This is a genomic window from Marinomonas colpomeniae, assembly GCF_014803385.1.
In the GTDB taxonomy this organism is placed as follows: Bacteria; Pseudomonadota; Gammaproteobacteria; order Pseudomonadales; family Marinomonadaceae; genus Marinomonas; species Marinomonas colpomeniae.
In genome coordinates this window covers 319488-337348 of sequence record NZ_JACYFC010000004.1, presented here as the reverse complement: position 1 = coordinate 337348, position 17861 = coordinate 319488, and the positions used below count along the sequence as shown (strand labels likewise).

The 17861-nt window shown below is 39.6% G+C and carries 20 protein-coding genes and 5 tRNA genes; 18 read left to right on the top strand and 7 right to left on the bottom strand.

The window, feature by feature from the left end:
* Nucleotides 1-59 precede the first annotated feature (59 nt).
* The 15 genes from aspS (at nt 60) to nadA (ending at nt 10428) form a co-directional block, all read left to right on the top strand.
* Entirely contained in the window at nt 60-1841 is a 1782-nt protein-coding gene (gene aspS / locus IF202_RS13650; protein WP_191595459.1) for an aspartate--tRNA ligase, read from the top strand.
* A gap of 164 nt (nt 1842-2005) precedes the next feature.
* On the top strand, nt 2006-2563 hold the full coding sequence (gene ruvC / locus IF202_RS13645; protein WP_191595458.1) for a crossover junction endodeoxyribonuclease RuvC: 558 nt from the start codon (nt 2006-2008) through the stop codon (nt 2561-2563).
* The gene (gene ruvA, locus IF202_RS13640; RefSeq protein ID WP_191595457.1) at nt 2560-3162 is read left to right on the top strand and encodes a Holliday junction branch migration protein RuvA; all 603 of its coding nucleotides are present in this window, start codon (nt 2560-2562) and stop codon (nt 3160-3162) included. The genes ruvC and ruvA overlap by 4 nt, the downstream gene beginning before the upstream one ends.
* A gap of 3 nt (nt 3163-3165) precedes the next feature.
* Nucleotides 3166-4179 carry a Holliday junction branch migration DNA helicase RuvB gene (gene ruvB / locus IF202_RS13635; RefSeq protein WP_191595456.1) on the top strand — a complete coding sequence of 338 codons (1014 nt, stop codon included), beginning with the start codon at nt 3166-3168 and terminating at the stop codon, nt 4177-4179.
* 9 nt (nt 4180-4188) lie between these two features.
* Complete coding sequence (tolQ, locus tag IF202_RS13630; protein WP_191595455.1) at nt 4189-4869, top strand: protein TolQ; 681 nt, start codon at nt 4189-4191, stop codon at nt 4867-4869.
* A complete protein-coding gene (gene tolR / locus IF202_RS13625) occupies nt 4869-5297 on the top strand; it encodes a protein TolR (protein ID WP_191595454.1) in 429 nt (142 codons plus the stop codon). Before tolQ ends, tolR begins: the two co-directional genes overlap by 1 nt.
* Nucleotides 5297-6244, top strand: a complete 948-nt coding sequence (locus IF202_RS13620; RefSeq protein ID WP_191595453.1) for a cell envelope integrity protein TolA — start codon at nt 5297-5299, stop codon at nt 6242-6244. The genes tolR and IF202_RS13620 overlap by 1 nt, the downstream gene beginning before the upstream one ends.
* Complete coding sequence (gene tolB / locus IF202_RS13615) at nt 6245-7543, top strand: Tol-Pal system beta propeller repeat protein TolB (RefSeq protein WP_191595452.1); 1299 nt, start codon at nt 6245-6247, stop codon at nt 7541-7543. It begins immediately after the preceding gene.
* Between the two features lie 19 nt (nt 7544-7562).
* Nucleotides 7563-8126, top strand: coding sequence for a peptidoglycan-associated lipoprotein Pal (pal, locus tag IF202_RS13610; protein WP_191595451.1), 564 nt, complete (start codon nt 7563-7565; stop codon nt 8124-8126).
* Nucleotides 8123-8914, top strand: a complete 792-nt coding sequence (gene ybgF / locus IF202_RS13605; protein ID WP_191595450.1) for a tol-pal system protein YbgF — start codon at nt 8123-8125, stop codon at nt 8912-8914. The genes pal and ybgF overlap by 4 nt, the downstream gene beginning before the upstream one ends.
* Nucleotides 8915-8955: 41 nt before the next feature.
* Nucleotides 8956-9031 (top strand) — tRNA-Lys (locus IF202_RS13600).
* Nucleotides 9032-9059: 28 nt separating this feature from the next.
* A tRNA-Lys gene (locus IF202_RS13595) sits at nt 9060-9135 on the top strand.
* A 28-nt stretch (nt 9136-9163) separates the two neighbouring features.
* A tRNA-Lys gene (locus tag IF202_RS13590) sits at nt 9164-9239 on the top strand.
* A gap of 28 nt (nt 9240-9267) precedes the next feature.
* Nucleotides 9268-9343 (top strand) — tRNA-Lys (locus tag IF202_RS13585).
* Nucleotides 9344-9384: 41 nt separating this feature from the next.
* Complete coding sequence (nadA, locus tag IF202_RS13580) at nt 9385-10428, top strand: quinolinate synthase NadA (protein WP_191595449.1); 1044 nt, start codon at nt 9385-9387, stop codon at nt 10426-10428.
* A gap of 23 nt (nt 10429-10451) precedes the next feature.
* Here the strand turns inward: nadA and IF202_RS13575 are convergent, their stop codons facing one another.
* The gene (locus tag IF202_RS13575) at nt 10452-11972 is read right to left on the bottom strand and encodes a coiled-coil domain-containing protein (protein ID WP_191595448.1); all 1521 of its coding nucleotides are present in this window, start codon (nt 11970-11972) and stop codon (nt 10452-10454) included.
* Nucleotides 11973-12083: 111 nt separating this feature from the next.
* Between IF202_RS13575 and IF202_RS13570 the strand changes: the two genes are divergently transcribed.
* Nucleotides 12084-12650 (top strand): nitroreductase family protein, encoded by a 567-nt coding sequence (locus IF202_RS13570; protein ID WP_191595447.1) that lies wholly within the window; start codon nt 12084-12086, stop codon nt 12648-12650.
* A gap of 91 nt (nt 12651-12741) precedes the next feature.
* A tRNA-Ser gene (locus IF202_RS13565) sits at nt 12742-12829 on the top strand.
* A gap of 111 nt (nt 12830-12940) precedes the next feature.
* Here IF202_RS13565 and IF202_RS13560 read toward each other — a convergent pair.
* The 3 genes from IF202_RS13560 to yciH form a co-directional block, all read right to left on the bottom strand.
* Complete coding sequence (locus tag IF202_RS13560; protein WP_191595446.1) at nt 12941-13348, bottom strand: acyl-CoA thioesterase; 408 nt, start codon at nt 13346-13348, stop codon at nt 12941-12943.
* 28 nt (nt 13349-13376) lie between these two features.
* A complete protein-coding gene (locus IF202_RS13555; RefSeq protein ID WP_206705489.1) occupies nt 13377-14387 on the bottom strand; it encodes a GGDEF domain-containing protein in 1011 nt (336 codons plus the stop codon).
* A gap of 148 nt (nt 14388-14535) precedes the next feature.
* Complete coding sequence (gene yciH, locus IF202_RS13550) at nt 14536-14880, bottom strand: stress response translation initiation inhibitor YciH (RefSeq protein ID WP_191595445.1); 345 nt, start codon at nt 14878-14880, stop codon at nt 14536-14538.
* A 143-nt stretch (nt 14881-15023) separates the two neighbouring features.
* Here yciH and IF202_RS13545 point away from each other — a divergent pair, with 143 nt between their 5' ends.
* Nucleotides 15024-15563 carry a GNAT family N-acetyltransferase gene (locus IF202_RS13545; RefSeq protein ID WP_191595444.1) on the top strand — a complete coding sequence of 180 codons (540 nt, stop codon included), beginning with the start codon at nt 15024-15026 and terminating at the stop codon, nt 15561-15563.
* Here IF202_RS13545 and IF202_RS13540 read toward each other — a convergent pair.
* Genes IF202_RS13540 through IF202_RS13530 form a run of 3 tightly spaced genes read right to left on the bottom strand, consistent with a single transcriptional unit; the run spans nt 15517 to nt 17854 of the window.
* A complete protein-coding gene (locus IF202_RS13540; protein WP_191595443.1) occupies nt 15517-16269 on the bottom strand; it encodes a pseudouridine synthase in 753 nt (250 codons plus the stop codon). The two genes, IF202_RS13545 and IF202_RS13540, sit on opposite strands and share 47 nt — an antisense overlap.
* Nucleotides 16269-17204 carry a D-2-hydroxyacid dehydrogenase gene (locus IF202_RS13535; protein WP_191595442.1) on the bottom strand — a complete coding sequence of 312 codons (936 nt, stop codon included), beginning with the start codon at nt 17202-17204 and terminating at the stop codon, nt 16269-16271. Before IF202_RS13535 ends, IF202_RS13540 begins: the two co-directional genes overlap by 1 nt.
* A complete protein-coding gene (locus IF202_RS13530; protein WP_191595441.1) occupies nt 17201-17854 on the bottom strand; it encodes an arylesterase in 654 nt (217 codons plus the stop codon). The genes IF202_RS13535 and IF202_RS13530 overlap by 4 nt, the downstream gene beginning before the upstream one ends.
* Nucleotides 17855-17861: the final 7 nt, after the last annotated feature.

Here is a 17861-nt window from a genome sequence, read left to right as displayed (position 1 = left end):
ACAGAAAACACTCTAAGAACACATTCATCTCTTACTGAGACAGTAATAGGAAAGAAATTATGCGCAGCCATTATTGCGGCGAATTAAATGCTTCTAATATTTCACAAGAAATCACTTTATGTGGTTGGGTTCATCGTCGTCGAGACCACGGTGGCGTTATCTTTTTGGACATTCGTGACCGCGAAGGTATTACTCAAGTAGTTTTCGATCCAGATCGTGCAGAGAGTTTTGCTATTGCTGACAGTGTTCGTAATGAATTCGTTGTCAAAATGACTGGCTTGGTTCGTGCTCGTCCAGAAGGAACTGTTAACCCAAACATGAACACGGGTGAAATTGAAGTATTGGGTACAGAATTAGAAATTTTAAACTCTGCTCAAACACCACCATTTCAGCTTGATGAAAATCAAACAGTTGGTGAAGACGTTCGTCTTAAAAATCGTTTTATTGATTTGCGTCGCCCTGAAATTCAACAAAAAATGCGCTTCCGTTCGAAAGTAACGTCTGTTCTTCGTAATTACTTAGACGACAACGGTTTCTTAGATATTGAAACGCCTATTTTAACTCGTGCAACACCTGAGGGGGCGCGTGATTATTTGGTACCTAGTCGTACTCAGCAAGGTAGTTTCTTTGCACTTCCTCAGTCACCGCAACTGTTTAAACAGTTGTTGATGGTGTCTGGTTTTGATCGCTACTACCAAATTGCAAAATGTTTCCGTGATGAAGATTTACGTGCTGACCGTCAGCCAGAATTTACTCAAGTCGATATTGAAACGTCGTTTATGAGTGAAGAACAAATCATGGGTATGACTGAGAACATGATTGTTGAGCTGTTTAAAGAATTAATGGATGTTGATTTGGGTACATTCCCACGCATGCCTTATTCTGAAGCGATGGAAACATACGGTAGTGATAAGCCTGATCTTCGTATTCCTCTAACAATTGTGTCTGTGTCTGACCTAATGAAAGACGTAGATTTCAAAGTGTTCTCTGGGCCAGCAACGGATCCAAAAGGCCGAGTTGCCGCACTAAAAGTACCTGGCGGTAATTCGTTGACTCGTAAACAAATAGATGAGTACACGAAGTTTGTTGGCATCTATGGTGCGAAAGGTCTGGCTTATATCAAAGTAAATGATAAGACTAAGCTTGAAGATGGCGATGATTGTGGTCTGCAATCTCCAATCGTCAAATTCTTACCAGTTGCAGTGCGTGAAGCGATAGTGGCACGATTAGACGCTCAAGACGGCGATTTAATCTTCTTTGGTGCGGATTCTGCAAAAGTAGTTAACGAAGCGCTGGGTGCATTGCGTTGCAAGCTAGGTGAAGACATGGATCTTTACACTTGTAAATGGGCGCCTCTTTGGGTTGTTGACTTCCCTATGTTTGAAGAAACTAGTGATGGTGGTATTACCGCAATCCATCATCCATTCACGGCGCCTTCATGCTCTCCAGAAGACCTTAAAGCGAATCCTTTGACGGCATTGTCTCAGGCATATGACATGGTTCTTAATGGTACTGAGTTAGGTGGTGGTTCTATTCGTATTCACCAGTCTTCAATGCAGGAAACAGTATTTGAGCTTCTTAATATCAGTAAAGAAGAGCAAGAAGAAAAATTCGGTTTCTTGTTAGATGCATTGAAATTTGGTGCGCCACCACATGGTGGTTTGGCGTTCGGTTTAGATCGATTGGTTATGTTAATGACCGGTTCTCAATCGATTCGTGATGTTATTGCTTTCCCGAAAACGCAAAGTGCGACTTGTTTATTAACTCAAGCACCTGGCGCTGTAAGTGAAAAGCAACTAAAAGAATTGAATATTCGAGTTAGAAAACCTGTTACAGAATAGTAATGGTTAGTCTTTAAACTTACGTTAAAACAGTAAGTTATGTTAAAGATTTGCAAGAAAAATGTAAAAGGCCGCTTATTAGCGGCCTTTTTTATATTTTTACATTGCATACTTGTGTAAGTACTGTTGGAATATACAGTAATGATAAATAATGTAGGCAGCGAATGACAACCACGAGAATATTAGCAATTGATCCGGGCTCTCGAATAACGGGGTTTGGTATCATTGATGTTTCAAATGGTAAATCAGTTTACGTTAACAGTGGTTGTATCCGTTTACCGGATGAAGTTCTGTCAGTAAGGCTTAAGCATATTTTTAATAATGTCTCGACTTTGTTGGCTGACTATAAACCGAATGAATTTGCGATTGAGGAAGTGTTTTTAGCTAAAAATGCTAACTCCGCCTTGAAGCTTGGTCAAGCCAGAGGGGTTGCTATTGTAGCTGCCTCTTTACAGGATTTATTCGTGAATGAGTATGCTGCACGACGAGTGAAACAGTCTGTAGTGGGTAATGGTAATGCCGATAAAGAACAAGTGCAGCTTATGGTTCAATTATTACTAAAGCTTACTTCTAAACCTCAAGCTGATGCAGCTGATGCGTTAGCAATCGCTTTGTGTCATGCAAATACACGTACTTCTGGCGGTTTGGAATATGGTGTTGGTAAGCGAGCGGGGCGTTCTTCAAAACGCTGGACTGAACAAGACGTAAGGAAGTCGTTGTGATCGGAAGAATTGTAGGTACTTTGATAGAAAAAATGCCACCTGAGCTTTTGGTTGATGTGAACGGCATAGGGTATGAGATTAGTGCCTCTATGACGACAGTTTATGATCTACCTCAAATTGGTGAAACGGTTACTCTGTTTACTCATTTTTTAGTAAAAGAAGATTCACAAACACTGTATGGTTTTATAGATAAAAATGAGCGCGCTTTATTTAGAGTGCTGATTAAAGTCAATGGAATAGGTCCAAAAATGGCCTTGGCCGTATTGTCTAGTATGTCATCTGAAGAGCTGATTACAAACGTACAAGAATCGGATGTGACTGCATTAACCAAAATTCCTGGTGTTGGTAAAAAAACAGCAGAACGCCTTATTATTGAACTGCGAGATAAACTAGGACAGGCGGCAAAGAATGATTTGTTTTCTGCGCCGACAGTGTTACGTCAGGTACAAGCAGACCCTAGGCAAGAGGCTGAGTCTGCACTTATTTCTCTTGGCTATAAGCCTCAAGAAGCAGCAAAAGCCATTGCTGGTGTTCCAATGGATGCTTCCAGTAGCGAAGATGTTATCAGGGCAGCCCTGAAAGGAATGTTAAGGAACTAGGGCATGATTGAACAAGATCGTATTATTTCAGCTGAGTTAAAAGGTAATGATAGGCAAGTGGATCGTGCTATTCGTCCACAGGCTCTTTCTGAGTATATAGGCCAGCCTGTTGTTAGAGAGCAAATGGAAATATTCATTCAAGCGGCTCGACAAAGAAAAGAACCACTTGATCATACTTTAATATTTGGTCCGCCGGGGTTGGGTAAAACAACTCTGGCGCACATTATTGGTAATGAAATGGAAACAGATGTAAAAACAACGTCTGGTCCTGTGTTAGAGCGTGCAGGTGATTTGGCTGCATTGCTAACTAATTTAAATGAAGGGGATATTCTTTTTATCGATGAAATTCATCGATTGAGCCCCGCCATTGAAGAAATTTTGTATCCGGCTATGGAAGATTATCAACTTGACCTTATGATAGGTGAAGGCCCTGCTGCAAGATCAATAAAAATTGAACTCCCTCCTTTTACGCTTGTTGGTGCAACAACACGGGCTGGACTCTTGACCTCACCATTACGTGATCGATTTGGTATAGTGCAGAGACTAGAATTCTACGATGTTGAGTCGTTAACAACGATTGTTGCTCGATCAGCGAGTAAAATGGGGATGGATCTTGATAGTTCAGGTAGCTTTGAAGTTGCCAGACGATCTAGGGGTACACCAAGAATTGCAAATAGATTGCTTCGTCGAGTAAGAGACGTGGCGCAAGTTAGTGGAGAGGAACTTGTTGGACAAAAGGTTGCCCAACGAGCTCTAGATATGTTAAGTGTAGATAGTCAAGGGTTTGATCACTTAGATAGACGTATGTTATTGACTATGATAGAAAAGTTTGACGGGAGACCGGTGGGCTTAGACAGTGTTTCTGCCGCTCTCGGGGAAGATAAAGATACAATAGAAGACGTCATTGAGCCGTTTTTGATTCAGCAGGGATTTGTTATTAGGACGCCAAGAGGCAGACAAGTGACAAAGCGTGCATATGAACATTTTAATTACCAGCTACCTACGGATTTTAAATAGAGGTTAATAATGTCAATTTGGGGACTTATCGCCAGCGCCAGTATCGTTGTTCAACTTGTTATGTTGATACTTTTAGCGGCTTCCGTTTTTTCATGGATTGTAATATTTCAACGTATTCGTGTGTTGAAGCAAGCAAAGAAAGTTCGATCTGCATTCGAAGATCAGTTTTGGTCTGGAATCGATCTGAGTCAGCTTTATCGAAAGTTGACTCAAGAAGGTCGCAAAGTAGAAGGTATGGAAACCATTTTCACTTCTGGAATTAAAGAGTTTACCAGATTAAGACAGAATCAAAATGTTGATCCAGATGCTGTTATGGATGGTATTCAGCGTACGATGCGAGTAGCACTTTATCGGGAAGAAGAAAAATTAGATCAACATTTACCTTTTTTAGCAACCGTTGGCTCAACCAGTCCGTATATTGGTTTGTTTGGAACAGTGTGGGGGATTATGCACTCCTTTATCGGTTTAGCTGAAGTCCAGCAGGCTACTCTGGCTACTGTTGCTCCTGGTATTGCTGAAGCGCTTATCGCAACCGCAATAGGTCTGGCCGCCGCTATCCCTGCGGTAATTGCTTATAATCGATTTTCATCTGCTGCGGAGTCTCTTGGTGCTAGTTATGAAAATTTTGCCGATGAATTCACAAGTATTTTACATCGGAAAGTACATGTTAGAGAGGGAGGCGCTGCATAGTGGCTCGTTCTAGAAGAAGAAATAAACGTCGCCCAATGGCTGAAATTAATGTAGTTCCATATATTGATGTCATGCTGGTGCTGCTCGTTATATTTATGATAACAGCGCCTATGTTAACGCAGGGTGTTGATGTTGATTTACCGAGTGCAAATGCTGCACCAATTCAAAATGATGAAAACGATGTTCTTATTGCTTCAGTGGATTCTAAAGGGCAATTTTATATTGATATTGGCGGTGAGCAAGAGTCCATAGGTTTAACGCAGCTGAAAGATAGGGTTAGAAAGGTGCTAAGTCAAAACCCTACAATGTCGATATTAGTTAGAGGTGATAAAAGTGTACCTTATGGTGATGTTATCGGTTTGATGGTTGCCTTGCAGGCAGCTGGAGCGCCAAAGGTGGGCTTGGTCACTGAGCCGGATGTGAAATAATGAATTGGTTCAAAGATGATGGCTATGGTATTCCAGTATTGTTAGCAATAGGCATACATGCTGGTATAATTTTAACAGGAATAATTGCAGTAGATTTTAGCGATAACGAAACGCAAAAACCAAAAGTTCCTGTGATTGTTAATGCTACTATTATTGATATATCTGACACCGTCATTGGTAAGCGTGAATCACAAGAAAAAGAAGCCAAAAGACAAGATGTTGCGGCTAAGAAAAAGCGTGAAGAAGAAGCCGCTAAAAAAGTAAAAAGAAATACTGAAAGAAAAGCTTTAGAGGCAAAGCAGAAAAAACAGGCGCAAGCTAAAGCAAAGGCAGAAGAAGCCGCTAAAAAAGAAGCTCAAAAGAAAAAAGCAGCCGATGAGGTTGCTGCCAAAAAAGAAAATGAAAGAAAGCAAGCTGCAGAAAAAAAGCGATTAGCGCAAGATGCAGAGAAAAAACGTTTAGAAAAACAAGCTGCAGACGCAAAAAAAATCAAAGAACAAGAGCTTCTTCATAAGATAGAAGCTGATCGCCTTGCAAACGAAGAGCGTAAGCGACAAGAAGAAGCTAAAAAAGTTGTTGAGCAAAAAAGGCAGGCTGAAGAGGCAGCTGCTCAGGCAGCAGAAAAAGAGCGTGCCGCTGCAGAGGCTCAAATGGTGCAATCCATTAGCAGCTTGATATACAGTAGAATTACCAAAGCTTGGATACTTCCACCAAATGCAAGAAATGGGATGAAGACTAAGTTACGTATTAATTTCTTCCCGACTGGTGAAATTAATAATGCACAGGTAACAGAAAGTAGTGGTGATGTTTTGTTTGATCAAAGGGCTCTTGATGCTGTTTATAAGGTCAAACAAATTGAAGAGTTAGCAGATATTGATTCCATTACTTTTGAAAGAAATTTTCGTCAAATAGATTTAATTTTTAACCCGCAAGATTTGAGAAACTAAATGATGTTTAAACAATGGTTAGGTGCTGTATTCGCTTGCTTAGTATTCATAAGTTCAGCAAAAGCTCAGCTAGTAATAGAGATTACAAGTGGAGCTGATCAGCTGCTGCCAATAGCAGTAGTTCCTTTTGCGTATGAAAATGTTGCGCCATTATCAGATGATATTGCACAAATAGTTGAGGATGATTTAGCTCGGAGTGGTTTGTTTCAGCCTATCCCAAGATCTAACATGCTAAGCATGCCGTCAAAAGAAGTCGATGTTTATTATCGTGATTGGCGTCTGTTGAAAAGCGATTATGTTGTAATTGGCACCGTACAAAAACTTCAGAACAACCAATATCGTGTTGGTTTTGAATTGTTAAATGTTTTAAGCCAAAAGCCAGTACAGAAACACAGCTCAATAGATGTTGGGGCAAACAATTTACGAGACGCTGGCCACTATATTAGTGATAAGATATATGAATTATTAACCGGTACAAAAGGTGCATTTAGCACTCGTATTTTATATGTAACTGCTGAAGGGGACAGAAAAGCGCCTTTGTTTAAGTTACAAGTTGCCGATGCAGACGGCCACAGACCACAAGTTGTAGTGGAGTCTAAGGAGCCTATTTTGTCTCCATCATGGAGTCGTGATGGCCGCAATATTGCTTATGTAATGTTCAGAAATAGACGCCCTAATATATTTATTCAAGAACTTGCAACTGGAAGGCGTCAACAAATAGCACAATTTCGTGGACTAAACGGTGCGCCAGCATGGTCACCAGATGGTAAGAAATTAGCGTTAGTATTATCGAAAGATAATAACCCAGAAATTTATACTTTAGATATTGCGACTCAAAAACTTGAGCGCATGACAAATCACTATTCTATTGATACTGAACCAAGCTGGGAGCCAGATGGTAAGGGAATTGTATTCACGTCCGATCGAGGGGGAAATCCACAGATATATCGATTAGACGTAAGTAGTAAGCGTGTGGAGAGAGTTACTTTTGAAGGTGATCTAAATACTAGAGCAAGTATGACGCCAGATGGACGATACCTTGTGACGGTTCAAAAGAACGAGGGCAATTATCATATTGCTTTACAGGATATGAAAACCGGCCGTGTACAAACTCTCACAGAAACTTACTTAGACGAATCGCCAAGCATTGCGCCAAATGGTAGCATGGTGATGTATGCCACTACCCATAAAGGAAAGGGCATATTAGCAGTAGTATCCGTTGATGGCTTAGTTAAATATAGGTTACCATCGGCAGAAGGTGATGTACGTGAACCATCTTGGTCTCCGTATTTCAAATAAAGACATTAAGGAGTGAATAATGAGTGCAAACAAATTAGGTAAAATTGCTGTAATCGGTTTATCTGCAGCAGTAATTGCAGGTTGTAGTACAACTGCAAGCGAAACGGATTCATCTTCAGTTTCTGAAAATGGTAGCTCTACACAGACTGACGGATCAACTGGCGATTCTGATCAAGCATACGGTGCAGGTGAAGATGGTTCTTTAACAAGCGTTATCGTTGGTGATGGAACTGGTATGGATTCTTTGATCGGAGTGGAAACTGTATTCTACTTTGACTTTGATAAATCTGTTGTTCGTCCAGAATCTCGTGAAGCATTGGCAAAACACGCTGCATACCTTGTTGCAAACCCAGAAGCACGCCTAGTGTTAGAAGGGCATGCTGACGAACGTGGTACTCGTGAATACAATATGGCTCTTGGTGAGCGTCGTGCTAAAGCGATTAGTCGTTACTTGACTATTCAAGGTGTTTCAACATCTCAAGTTGAAACTGTAAGCTTTGGTGAAGAAGTGCCTGTTGCATTTGGTCATGAAGACAATGCTTGGCAGTTAAACCGTCGCGTTGAAGCTCGTTACGAAAAATGATCTTTAAAGACTTAAAGATTCGCTCTTTTGCAGTGGTGCTGTGTTTCACAGCACCACTTGCAATAGCCGAAATACAGCAGGTGGGAAATACGCTTTCTCAGGGTGCAGCTGCAGATTTACTCTTCCAGCTAGAAACCTTGCAGCAGGAAGTGCAAAGTCTTCGTGGTCAACTAGAAGAGCAGGGGCATGAATTAAAGTTAATGAAAGGAAATCAGAGGGATCGCTATATTGATCTTGATAAACGTATTTCTTTACTCATGACGTCGAATGCAAGCTCTCCAACTAACTCTTCTGTTTCTACTAAACCTCAAGCTGCATTACCTTTAAATCCGGTTGTTGACGTTAAAAAAGAATCTCCAGCAGTGGTGGTTCTCACTTCTCCATTAACGCCAATCGAATTGCAAGCACCAACAGAGCAGTCAAAACAGGCTTATAGTAGTGCTTATAATTTAATTCGTGAACGAAAGTTTGATGAATCAGAAGTGGCATTTACAGAGTTTGTAAAAAAATACCCTAATAATACACTAACAGGTAATGGTTATTACTGGTTAGGTGAGGTAAAGCTAGTGCAAGGAAAGTCTAGAGAGGCATTAAGCTCTTTTTCTACTGTGATTCAAGGGTTCCCAGGGCATGGTAAAGAAGCAGATGCACTCTATAAGATGGGCACAGTAAGTGATCAGCTTGGTGATACAGTAAAGGCTAAATCCTATCTCCAAGATGTAATCAGACGTTTTCCTGATAGTAAAGCGGCTAAATTAGCGGCAGGATATTTAAGTAAAACTAAATAGCTTGCAATCCTCAACGGTGTCTGTAATATACGCAACCCGTTGGGTCGTTAGCTCAGTTGGTAGAGCAGTTGACTTTTAATCAATTGGTCACTGGTTCGAATCCAGTACGACCCACCAACATTTTTTTATTCCTTTTGTGATTTTTGGGTCGTTAGCTCAGTTGGTAGAGCAGTTGACTTTTAATCAATTGGTCACTGGTTCGAATCCAGTACGACCCACCAACATTTTTTTATTCCTTTTGTGATTGTTGGGTCGTTAGCTCAGTTGGTAGAGCAGTTGACTTTTAATCAATTGGTCACTGGTTCGAATCCAGTACGACCCACCAACATTTTTTTATTCCTTTTGTGATTTTTGGGTCGTTAGCTCAGTTGGTAGAGCAGTTGACTTTTAATCAATTGGTCACTGGTTCGAATCCAGTACGACCCACCAAAAACACTCATGCCGCTCCCAGTTTCTTAAGGGGTAATGATATGTCCGAACTTTTCAATAAAATTGCACTTCGTGAGACCGTTCAGAAATATTTATCTGACGCTGAAAGTCGATTGGAAAGTGATCCTGTTGATAATGAAGAACTCCGCGCTGAAATTAAATCTCTACTTAAACAAAAAGACGCCGTTCTCGTTGCTCATTACTATACAGAAGATGCTATCCAAGAATTAGCTGAGGAGACTGGCGGTGTTATTGCTGACTCATTAGAAATGGCGCGCTTTGGTGCGAACCATGACGCGACAACGCTAGTTGTTGCTGGCGTAAAGTTTATGGGTGAAACCTCTAAAATTTTGAGCCCAGAAAAGAATGTTATAATGCCTACACTAGAAGCTACCTGCTCACTAGATATCGGGTGCCCAATTGAAGAGTTTTCAGCATTTTGTGATCAATACCCTGATCGAAAAGTTGTTGTGTATGCAAATACTTCTGCAGCTGTAAAGGCTCGAGCTGACTGGGTCGTTACTTCAAGTATTGCTCTGGATGTTGTTGAGCATCTTGTTGATCAAGGTGAAAAAATAATTTGGGCACCTGACCAGCATTTAGGTGGTTACATTCAAAGAGAAACTGGCGCAGATATGATTCTTTGGGATGGCGCATGCATTGTCCATGAAGAATTTAAAGCAAAAGGCATTTTAGATTTGAAAATGGTCTATCCTGATGCTGCTGTGCTTGTTCACCCTGAGTCACCAGAGCCTGTGGTAGCTCTAGCTGATGTTGTGGGCTCAACATCACAGTTATTAAGTGCATCGAAAAAAATGAGTAACAGCACTTTTATAGTGGCAACAGACCGTGGCATATTTTATAAGATGAAACAGGCTTCACCAGAAAAACGTTTTATAGCAGCTCCTACTGCTGGAACTGGTGCGAGTTGCAGGAGTTGTGCTCATTGCCCTTGGATGGCATTGAATAGCTTAGAAATGCTCCGTGATTCACTTAGGGATAATACTGGTCAGATTCATATTCCTGAAGAAACCAGAGTAAAAGCACTTGTACCTCTTCAACGAATGTTGGATTTCAAAATATAAAATGGCCACTTACCTAAAGGCTTTTAGTTAAGAGTCTTTAGGTATTTAATTTCCAGGTCAGAAAAAGCCAATTGCAGCCTATCGCATTCAAGACTCTTTTTATTATACGTCACTCTTAATTCTTGATGATTCTTACTCGTTGCAATCTCGAGTAGTTTATTCTTCAGATCCGTTGTTTGTTGTACTAATGTTCTATTTTTTTCTCGCTGCTCTAGAAGTGACTTAGACTCGGCTGATGTGGTTTTACTATCACTATGTAGTGCTTCAACCTTTGCTTTGAGCTCATTGTTAGTGTCTTCTGCTGAGTCTAGTTCTTGTGCTAACAATGTTACGCATGTTTCAGACTCAAGCAGTAAGCGCTCTAACATTTTAGTGTCTTTATCTTGCTCAATTAGACCGTCTGTTGGCATATTTTCTAGTGCAGTGTCCAATCCAGTACGAAGCGAATTAAGCGTTTCTTTTTTGTTTACATGTAGTGTTTGAAGATTACCTATTGCAGTTTCATTATTACTAGATAACTGTGCCTCCATTTCCGCTATTTTAATATCCTTTGCATTGATGTCCTGTTTTAAAGAAGTGATGGAAAGGTTGGATGATTTAAGTTCGTTATCTAATTGTAGAATAAGAGATTCTGACTCTTCTGACATTCTTTCCATTTTTGCTATCGCTACTTTTTGGGCTTCTAATGCACCTTGAGAGTTATTGCTTTTCAATGTTTTCTCAATTTCATTCTTAAGTTGATCAATAACCATTTTTTGTCTGTTGGATAGGCTGCTCAACGTTGATATTTGTTTAAATGATGTATTGCTCATTGAATTTTGAATTTTTTTAATTTCAGGTGCATGCAGCTGAACTTCGCCATAATCAGTAGCGCTTTCTTTTTGTGTAGCTTCTATTTTTTTTATTTTCTTTTGCAATTCATCAATTTCAGCTTGTAGGCGAACTAGCTCTACTTGCTTTATGCCTAACTGATTTACTCGCTTTGTTGCTCTATCTATATTTTTTCGTAAATCTTCATTTAACAATAATTGGTTTTTGGTTAATGACTCCTTGGTTACCAGGAGTTCAGATGCTTGCAAGAATTCCTCTTCCATATCTTTTAGATTTTTATTTAATTCATTTGTGTCTGTTGTTTGTAATTTTGGTGCAGACAAAGCATAGAGTAAGTTGGCTAGGAAGCGATTTAATATAGGCTTAGGGGTTGCACTGGCTTGATTTAATACAATCGCTCTTTCAGCCTTAAGTATGGTGCCCCATAATTTTAGTGTATTGGTCTCGTGCTGATCTTCATGATAAAGGCGAATACTGTCAGCGGCGTGATTTATTTGCAGATCTAAATGATGCGCAAGATGCTTAAAGGCATTCTGGTTTTCGGACACTTCTGTATTGTCCGAAGTAACATCTTCCGATGAGGCTTCTTGTTCTTTTACTGTATTCTCTTGGTGTTTCTTTTTGAGTAAGTGTGACAAGACTAAGAAAGTAACATTAGCTAATAGAAGAAATGTGGTGAGCTCAAGCAGTGTCCAAATCAACCACTTTGACATAAAACCCCCTAGACCAAAATTAATAGGTATGATATTCATTATTGTTTAGATGCAGTAGTTAAAAAGGTTTGCTTACTGCTTTCTTCTAATACTAACGGAATACTGTCTTTTATGAGTAAAGAATTTATAGAATTTATGCGTAATCGTGTATCTCAACCTTCTCTTGAGGCGCCAGCGCCTAGCCAAAGCGATTGGGAGTTAGTTCTAGATGCAGCTAGTCGAGCTGCTGATCATGGTAATTTGAAGCCCTGGAGGTTTCGTATATATGAAGGCGAGGGTAGAGCTAAGCTAGGTCAAGTCTACTGGCATCATGCACTAAATGAAGTGGATAGCATGCCTAAAAGCAAAGAAGAAGGATTTATCAAAAAAGCCTATCGTGCACCAGCCATACTACTAGTGTACGCACGTATTCAAGAGAACCCTAAAGTTCCTTCTATAGAGCAAGTTATGGCTGCCTCAGCAGCTGCTCAGCAAGTTTTGTTAGGTCTTAATGCTCTTGGTTATGGGGGAATGTGGCGCAGTGGTCCTGCATGCTTTACTCAAAAAACAAAAGAGCTACTATCTCTTGAAGAAAATGATCAGATAATTGGACTCATTTATGTAGGAACGCCAATAACTGCCGCTAAGCCGATTTTAGATACCAAACTAGAAGAGCACTTAGAGTGGGTAAGAGATTAATTTTAAAGGCTAATTTAGTTAAAAATGTTGCAATTTTATTCCTTCATCACTATTATGTGCGGCACAAATTACGCATAGCGTGAATTGTTTTGGTGAGCTGTCCGAGCGGCCGAAGGAGCACGCCTGGAAAGCGTGTATGTCGAAAGGCATCAAGAGTTCGAATCTCTTGCTCACCGCCATTATTTAGTCAGAAAGCTTTACTCTGGCGATAAAAAAACCGTTTCAGAAATGAAACGGTTTTTTTATGTCTGGAATTTAATAAAGACTATTAATAATCAATGATCGAAGATTTAGTCTAATAATAAATGTACTTGCTCAAATACGATAGGGCGACCTTCTGGTGTTGTTGATGTCACTGTCATTGTTGCTTTGAGCATAAGTTGATCGTCAGCGATACGATGGACAGTTTGATGAAAGGCGAATTTTAGTTTTGACGTCCGCTCAACCGTGGTCTGTATATAGAAGGTATCGCTGCTTTTTAGCGAGCGTTTGTATTCTAATTCCGCTTTGATCAGAACAAGGTTTATGCCTTGTTTGGTTATTTCAGCAAAATCTAACCCTTTAGATTTAATGAACTGATGTCGAGCATGCTCTAGGTAGTTTTGATAAACAGCGTTGTTCACTATGCCTTGCATATCACACTCATAATCTCGCACTTCAAAAAAAACTCGATTCGACTGCTCTAAATTATTTTGCATGCTACTGCCTTATAAAATGACATATTTCTTATTCGTTATGAATGACACAGTTCTTACCAGAGCGTTTTGCGTAAACTAAATGATGTTGTGCTTTTTCAATAAGTTCATTAGGGCTTTCATCACCAAAAAGTGTCGATACGCCAATGGATACAGTTACTTGTCTAAGTAGAAGTTTCGAGTTTTTATAACGTATTTTCTGTATAGACACGTCATGTCTCAACTTTTCTGCAAATTGAGAGGCTACGCTTAACTCTGTTTCACTAAGTAGCATAGCAAATCGACCTCCCGTTAAACGAGCTATCGAACCGCCTTTTGGTAACGCCCCTAATAAGAGTTTTGAGAGGTATCGGATAAGAGATGTGCCTACCTTTTTGCCATATTCTTGATTTATTACGCCAAGATCATCGATATCAATGAGAAGTAGTGTTAAGTCGTCTTCTGAGTAAGGGACTAGAGAAAACAAGGTGCGCTCAAAACCCTTTTCATTCGCTAGTAATGTTAAAGGATCCGTTTCTGTACTTTTCTTAGCATCAAGAAGTTCCGCTCTTATTGCTGCTAACTCTTCTTGAGCAGTGATGAGTGTTTGGCTAAATTGCTCAACTATTTGATTCGTTTTAAAGGCCGTTTGCTCTAATAAAGAGGCAATTTGTCCTAGTTGTTTAGGATCATTGCTTTTTTGAAGTATTTGCTTTGCTTTACCAACGGTGCTTTGAAACTGGTTTAGTTCATCAGAAACAGAATGGGTCTCCGTTTCTAGATCTTCTGTTATCTGCTTAAGTACTGGCCCTTGACGATGGGCATATTGAAATTCTTCAGATAAGAGAAACTCACTAAAAAGCTCTTGGGAAACAAACGCAGGCAAACTGCCGAATCGGCGCAGGGCGCGATCGACTACCTGATTCAGCTCTGGACTTCTGTTAGAAGAATATTCATACCAAATACCATAGTTGTATGGCGTAGGTGGAATATCTAATTTAGCCATTAAGGGGATAGCAGAGCGCATTAATTGGCTGGCTTGCTTTTTGTTATGCTGGAACATCGAATCCTCTGTTGTTATTAATCATCACTGAGATGCTCCGTTATTACAGTGATCTATACCGTTTAATATCACTGCATGCCTATGATACTGATTAAATTTTGCACTTACATAAAATAACATTCTAGATCTAATAAGTAAAAATAGCGAATTAACGACCAAAAAGTTTGCTCTTATAACCTGCTACTTCAAGTAAGGACTTCACTTTTTCACGGTTATCGCCTTGAATCTCAATTTGTCCGTCTTTAACCGAGCCGCCAGTTCCACATTGTGCTTTTAATTTTTTGCCTAGCTGTTTGAGAGCCTCTTCGGTGAGAGGGAGGCCTTTGATCGTTGTTACGCCTTTACCTTTACGGCCTTTCGTTTCTAAAGCAATAAGAACGTTACCATCTCCAATCGTTTGATCACTTTTGCATTTACAGTCAGAGATAGGTTGTTCGCAATCAGAGCAAAGCCGGCCTTGATCTGTTGAATATACTAGATTTCGATTCTTCATGGATTACACCTATAAGACCCTTTGAATGCAATACATATTACCATTTAGACCAAAGTGATTCAGGTAAAAAAAGCATTATTCAGCATTTATTCAATAACTACACTAAGCTAACGATGTCACCAGACTTTTATGCGAATCAGAGTATGAAAAAAACAATTATTATTCGACAAGCTACAGAATTAGATTTGGATGACATTTTACAGTTTGAATTTTGTAATAGAGATTGGTTTGGCCAATTTTTAACAGAAGAAGAGCTAAGCCTAGAGACAAAGGATCATTTAAAGCAGCATCTTAGTAATAATCTAAAAGGTTTATTTTATCTGGTTTTTTCACCTGATGGAATGCTAATAGGGCGTTTTAATGTCCAGCCGTTAAGTGGGAAGTCACAAGCGTTAGAAGTGTCATACAGAATAGCTAAAGAGTGCAATAATCGAGGTATTGCTAGGTATGTTCTTAAGCGTTTATTGTTATTGTGGTCAAGTTATGGTGTCGAAGAAATCTACGCTCAGGTGGCGGGGCATAATAACGCATCAATAAAGGTGCTTATTTCTTGTGGCTTCCAAATTAGCGAAATTCCCAAAAACAATATTAATTTTGAATCGGCAATGCATGATAGCTTTGTTTTTCGGTGGTCTGCTATTGGCCACTCAAGCTTTCATCTAGACCCTCCTCATAAGGGCTAAGTCGATTAAGGATATTCGTTATCTGATCACTTAGTGGTGCTTTTAAAATTACAGAGTATTCGGTAATAGGATGTATGAATTCTAAACTAGAGGCGTGAAGCATTAGTCTAAAATCTTCTGGCCAAATACCTTTAACTACTTTATTTATGTGCCTACAGCCATAGCAAGAATCACCCACAAGAGGATTTAGTTGGTGTTTGAAGTGACGCCTGATTTGATGCTTTCGGCCTTGCTTCGGTGATACTTTCACCCAACTTAAGCGCATGCTGTTGTAACGGCTCACAGGTATAGGTAACTGATAGTGAGCTAATCGTATAAATTGTGTTTCAGCTTCTTTTTCCGTGCCTTCTATTTTAAATCGTGAACGACCTTTTTGTTCATTGAGCTTTGCTAAAGGGTAGTTAATAACACCTTTAGGTTCGCAAAAGCCTCTAACCAAACAATGATAGGTTTTATTCGTTAGGGATTCTGAGAACTGTGCTGAAAGCCGCCTTGCAATATCGGGACTGAAAGCCATAACAAGAACACCAGATGTTCCTCTATCTAGACGGTGAACAGGAAATACCCATTTCCCTGTCTGATCTCGTAACCTTTGCACAACAGCATCTTCTTCATCTTTTGCCAAATGCGTTCGATGGACCAGCAGTCCAGCCGGTTTATTAACGGCAACCAGATATTCATCTTGATATAAAATATCCAAAGTCATTAATGAGTCTCTATAAAAGAGGTTATTTTTTGTATGGCAATATCGACTAATGTTTGCATTGCCTCATTACTCGCCCAAGCGATATGAGGTGTTAATAGAAAGTTAGGATATTGAGTTAGTTTTTGCAGTGGGCTATCTAGCGGCATAGGCTCTTGTGTAGCAACATCAAATGCAGCACCTGCTATAATTCCTTTTGTAAACGCATTTAACAACGCGTGCTCGTCAACGATGCCGCCACGGCTCATGTTAAGCAATAGAGCGCTTTGCTTCATAAGAGATAACTCAGCATCGCCTATTAGGCTTCTCGTTTCTTCCGTTAGTGGACAATGTAAGCTAACGACGTCTGCGATTTTTAGTGCCTCTTCAAAATCTATATGCCCACTTCTAATCTCATTAACGCCTTTGCGTTCTGCAAAAATCACCTTCATTCCAAAAGCTTGCGCTATAACGGCAACCTTTTGACCAAGTGACCCCCCACCAATAATAACCATTGTTGTTCCGTTAAGGTCTTGAATAGGGTGTTCTAAGAAACAAAAAAAATCAGATAAGGACCATTTTCCAGATTTAACATCGTCTAAATAAGAGACTAAATTTCTTCTAAGCGCTAATAACATCGAAAAAGTGTGCTCTGGAACGCTTACTGTTGAATACCCAGCGACATTTTGCACGGCGATATTGTTTTTTATACAGGCAGCGCTATCGACATTGTTCGTTCCTGTTGCCATAACCTGAATAAGATTTAATGAAGAACTACTTTCAATGGCTTCTGAATTAATAATGACTTTGTTGGTTAGTACTATTGAGGCACCTTTTATTCGATCAATAACTTCATCTTGTTGAGTATTTTCATACTCAACAACTTCTGTCACTTGAGAAGGTAACTGAATTTTTATGTATTCAGGAAAAGATCCACGATCTAAAAAAACGGCTTTCATGTTTTGTCCTTATCGTTATTGTCCTTATTATTTTCTAATAATAATGGTTCTAAATATGGCAAGATATTATTTAATACGATTTTTTGACCCTGCTTATTTGGGTGTAGTCCATCATCTAGCATTAAATCTTTATGTAAAGCGACGTCTTGAAGCATAAAAGGCAAATAGGCAATCTTGTATTTATTAGCAATGTCTTTGTACAAGTTGAAAAACATTTGCGTGTAGCGTTTTCCATAATTTTGAGGAATCTGATTACCAATTAATAAAACCGTAGAGTTTGCCTGTTCGGCTTGCTCAACCATTGTTTCTAAATTTATTGTGGTCTGATTCAATGGATAACCACGTAAAGCATCGTTAGGACCTAACTCTAATATAACCCAGGTTGGTTTGTGAGTTTCTAAAAGAGGTTGAAAACGAGATAAACCGCCTTGGCTAGTCTCTCCACTAACACTGGCGTTTACAATTTTTATTTCTGGATTTGATTGTGAAAGTTGCTTTTCAAGTAAACTAACCCAGCCATCCTGTTGTCGTAAGTTATAGGCTGCACTAAGGCTATCTCCCATTATTAATAATGTGGAAGCCGAAGCGAGAGAGCTAATTAACAAAAGCATTATTGTACTTAGAACTACGAGTTGTCTTTTTAAAAACATATAAAAC

Bases quoted from the DNA above. Each gene is read 5' to 3' on its own strand.
- IF202_RS13560 (WP_191595446.1), bottom strand. From the start codon at position 13,348: ATGCAAAATAATTTAGAGCAGTCGAATCGAGTTTTTTTTGAAGTGCGA.
- yciH (WP_191595445.1), bottom strand. From the start codon at position 14,880: ATGAAGAATCGAAATCTAGTATATTCAACAGATCAAGGCCGGCTTTGC.
- tolQ (WP_191595455.1), top strand. From the start codon at position 4,189: ATGTCAATTTGGGGACTTATCGCCAGCGCCAGTATCGTTGTTCAACTT.
- ruvC (WP_191595458.1), top strand. From the start codon at position 2,006: ATGACAACCACGAGAATATTAGCAATTGATCCGGGCTCTCGAATAACG.
- IF202_RS13545 (WP_191595444.1), top strand. From the start codon at position 15,024: ATGAAAAAAACAATTATTATTCGACAAGCTACAGAATTAGATTTGGAT.
- IF202_RS13535 (WP_191595442.1), bottom strand. From the start codon at position 17,204: ATGAAAGCCGTTTTTTTAGATCGTGGATCTTTTCCTGAATACATAAAA.
- nadA (WP_191595449.1), top strand. From the start codon at position 9,385: ATGTCCGAACTTTTCAATAAAATTGCACTTCGTGAGACCGTTCAGAAA.
- ruvB (WP_191595456.1), top strand. From the start codon at position 3,166: ATGATTGAACAAGATCGTATTATTTCAGCTGAGTTAAAAGGTAATGAT.
- pal (WP_191595451.1), top strand. From the start codon at position 7,563: ATGAGTGCAAACAAATTAGGTAAAATTGCTGTAATCGGTTTATCTGCA.
- ybgF (WP_191595450.1), top strand. From the start codon at position 8,123: ATGATCTTTAAAGACTTAAAGATTCGCTCTTTTGCAGTGGTGCTGTGT.
- IF202_RS13570 (WP_191595447.1), top strand. From the start codon at position 12,084: ATGAGTAAAGAATTTATAGAATTTATGCGTAATCGTGTATCTCAACCT.
- IF202_RS13575 (WP_191595448.1), bottom strand. From the start codon at position 11,972: ATGTCAAAGTGGTTGATTTGGACACTGCTTGAGCTCACCACATTTCTT.
- IF202_RS13540 (WP_191595443.1), bottom strand. From the start codon at position 16,269: ATGACTTTGGATATTTTATATCAAGATGAATATCTGGTTGCCGTTAAT.
- IF202_RS13620 (WP_191595453.1), top strand. From the start codon at position 5,297: ATGAATTGGTTCAAAGATGATGGCTATGGTATTCCAGTATTGTTAGCA.
- IF202_RS13530 (WP_191595441.1), bottom strand. From the start codon at position 17,854: ATGTTTTTAAAAAGACAACTCGTAGTTCTAAGTACAATAATGCTTTTG.
- IF202_RS13555 (WP_206705489.1), bottom strand. From the start codon at position 14,387: ATGTTCCAGCATAACAAAAAGCAAGCCAGCCAATTAATGCGCTCTGCT.
- tolB (WP_191595452.1), top strand. From the start codon at position 6,245: ATGATGTTTAAACAATGGTTAGGTGCTGTATTCGCTTGCTTAGTATTC.
- aspS (WP_191595459.1), top strand. From the start codon at position 60: ATGCGCAGCCATTATTGCGGCGAATTAAATGCTTCTAATATTTCACAA.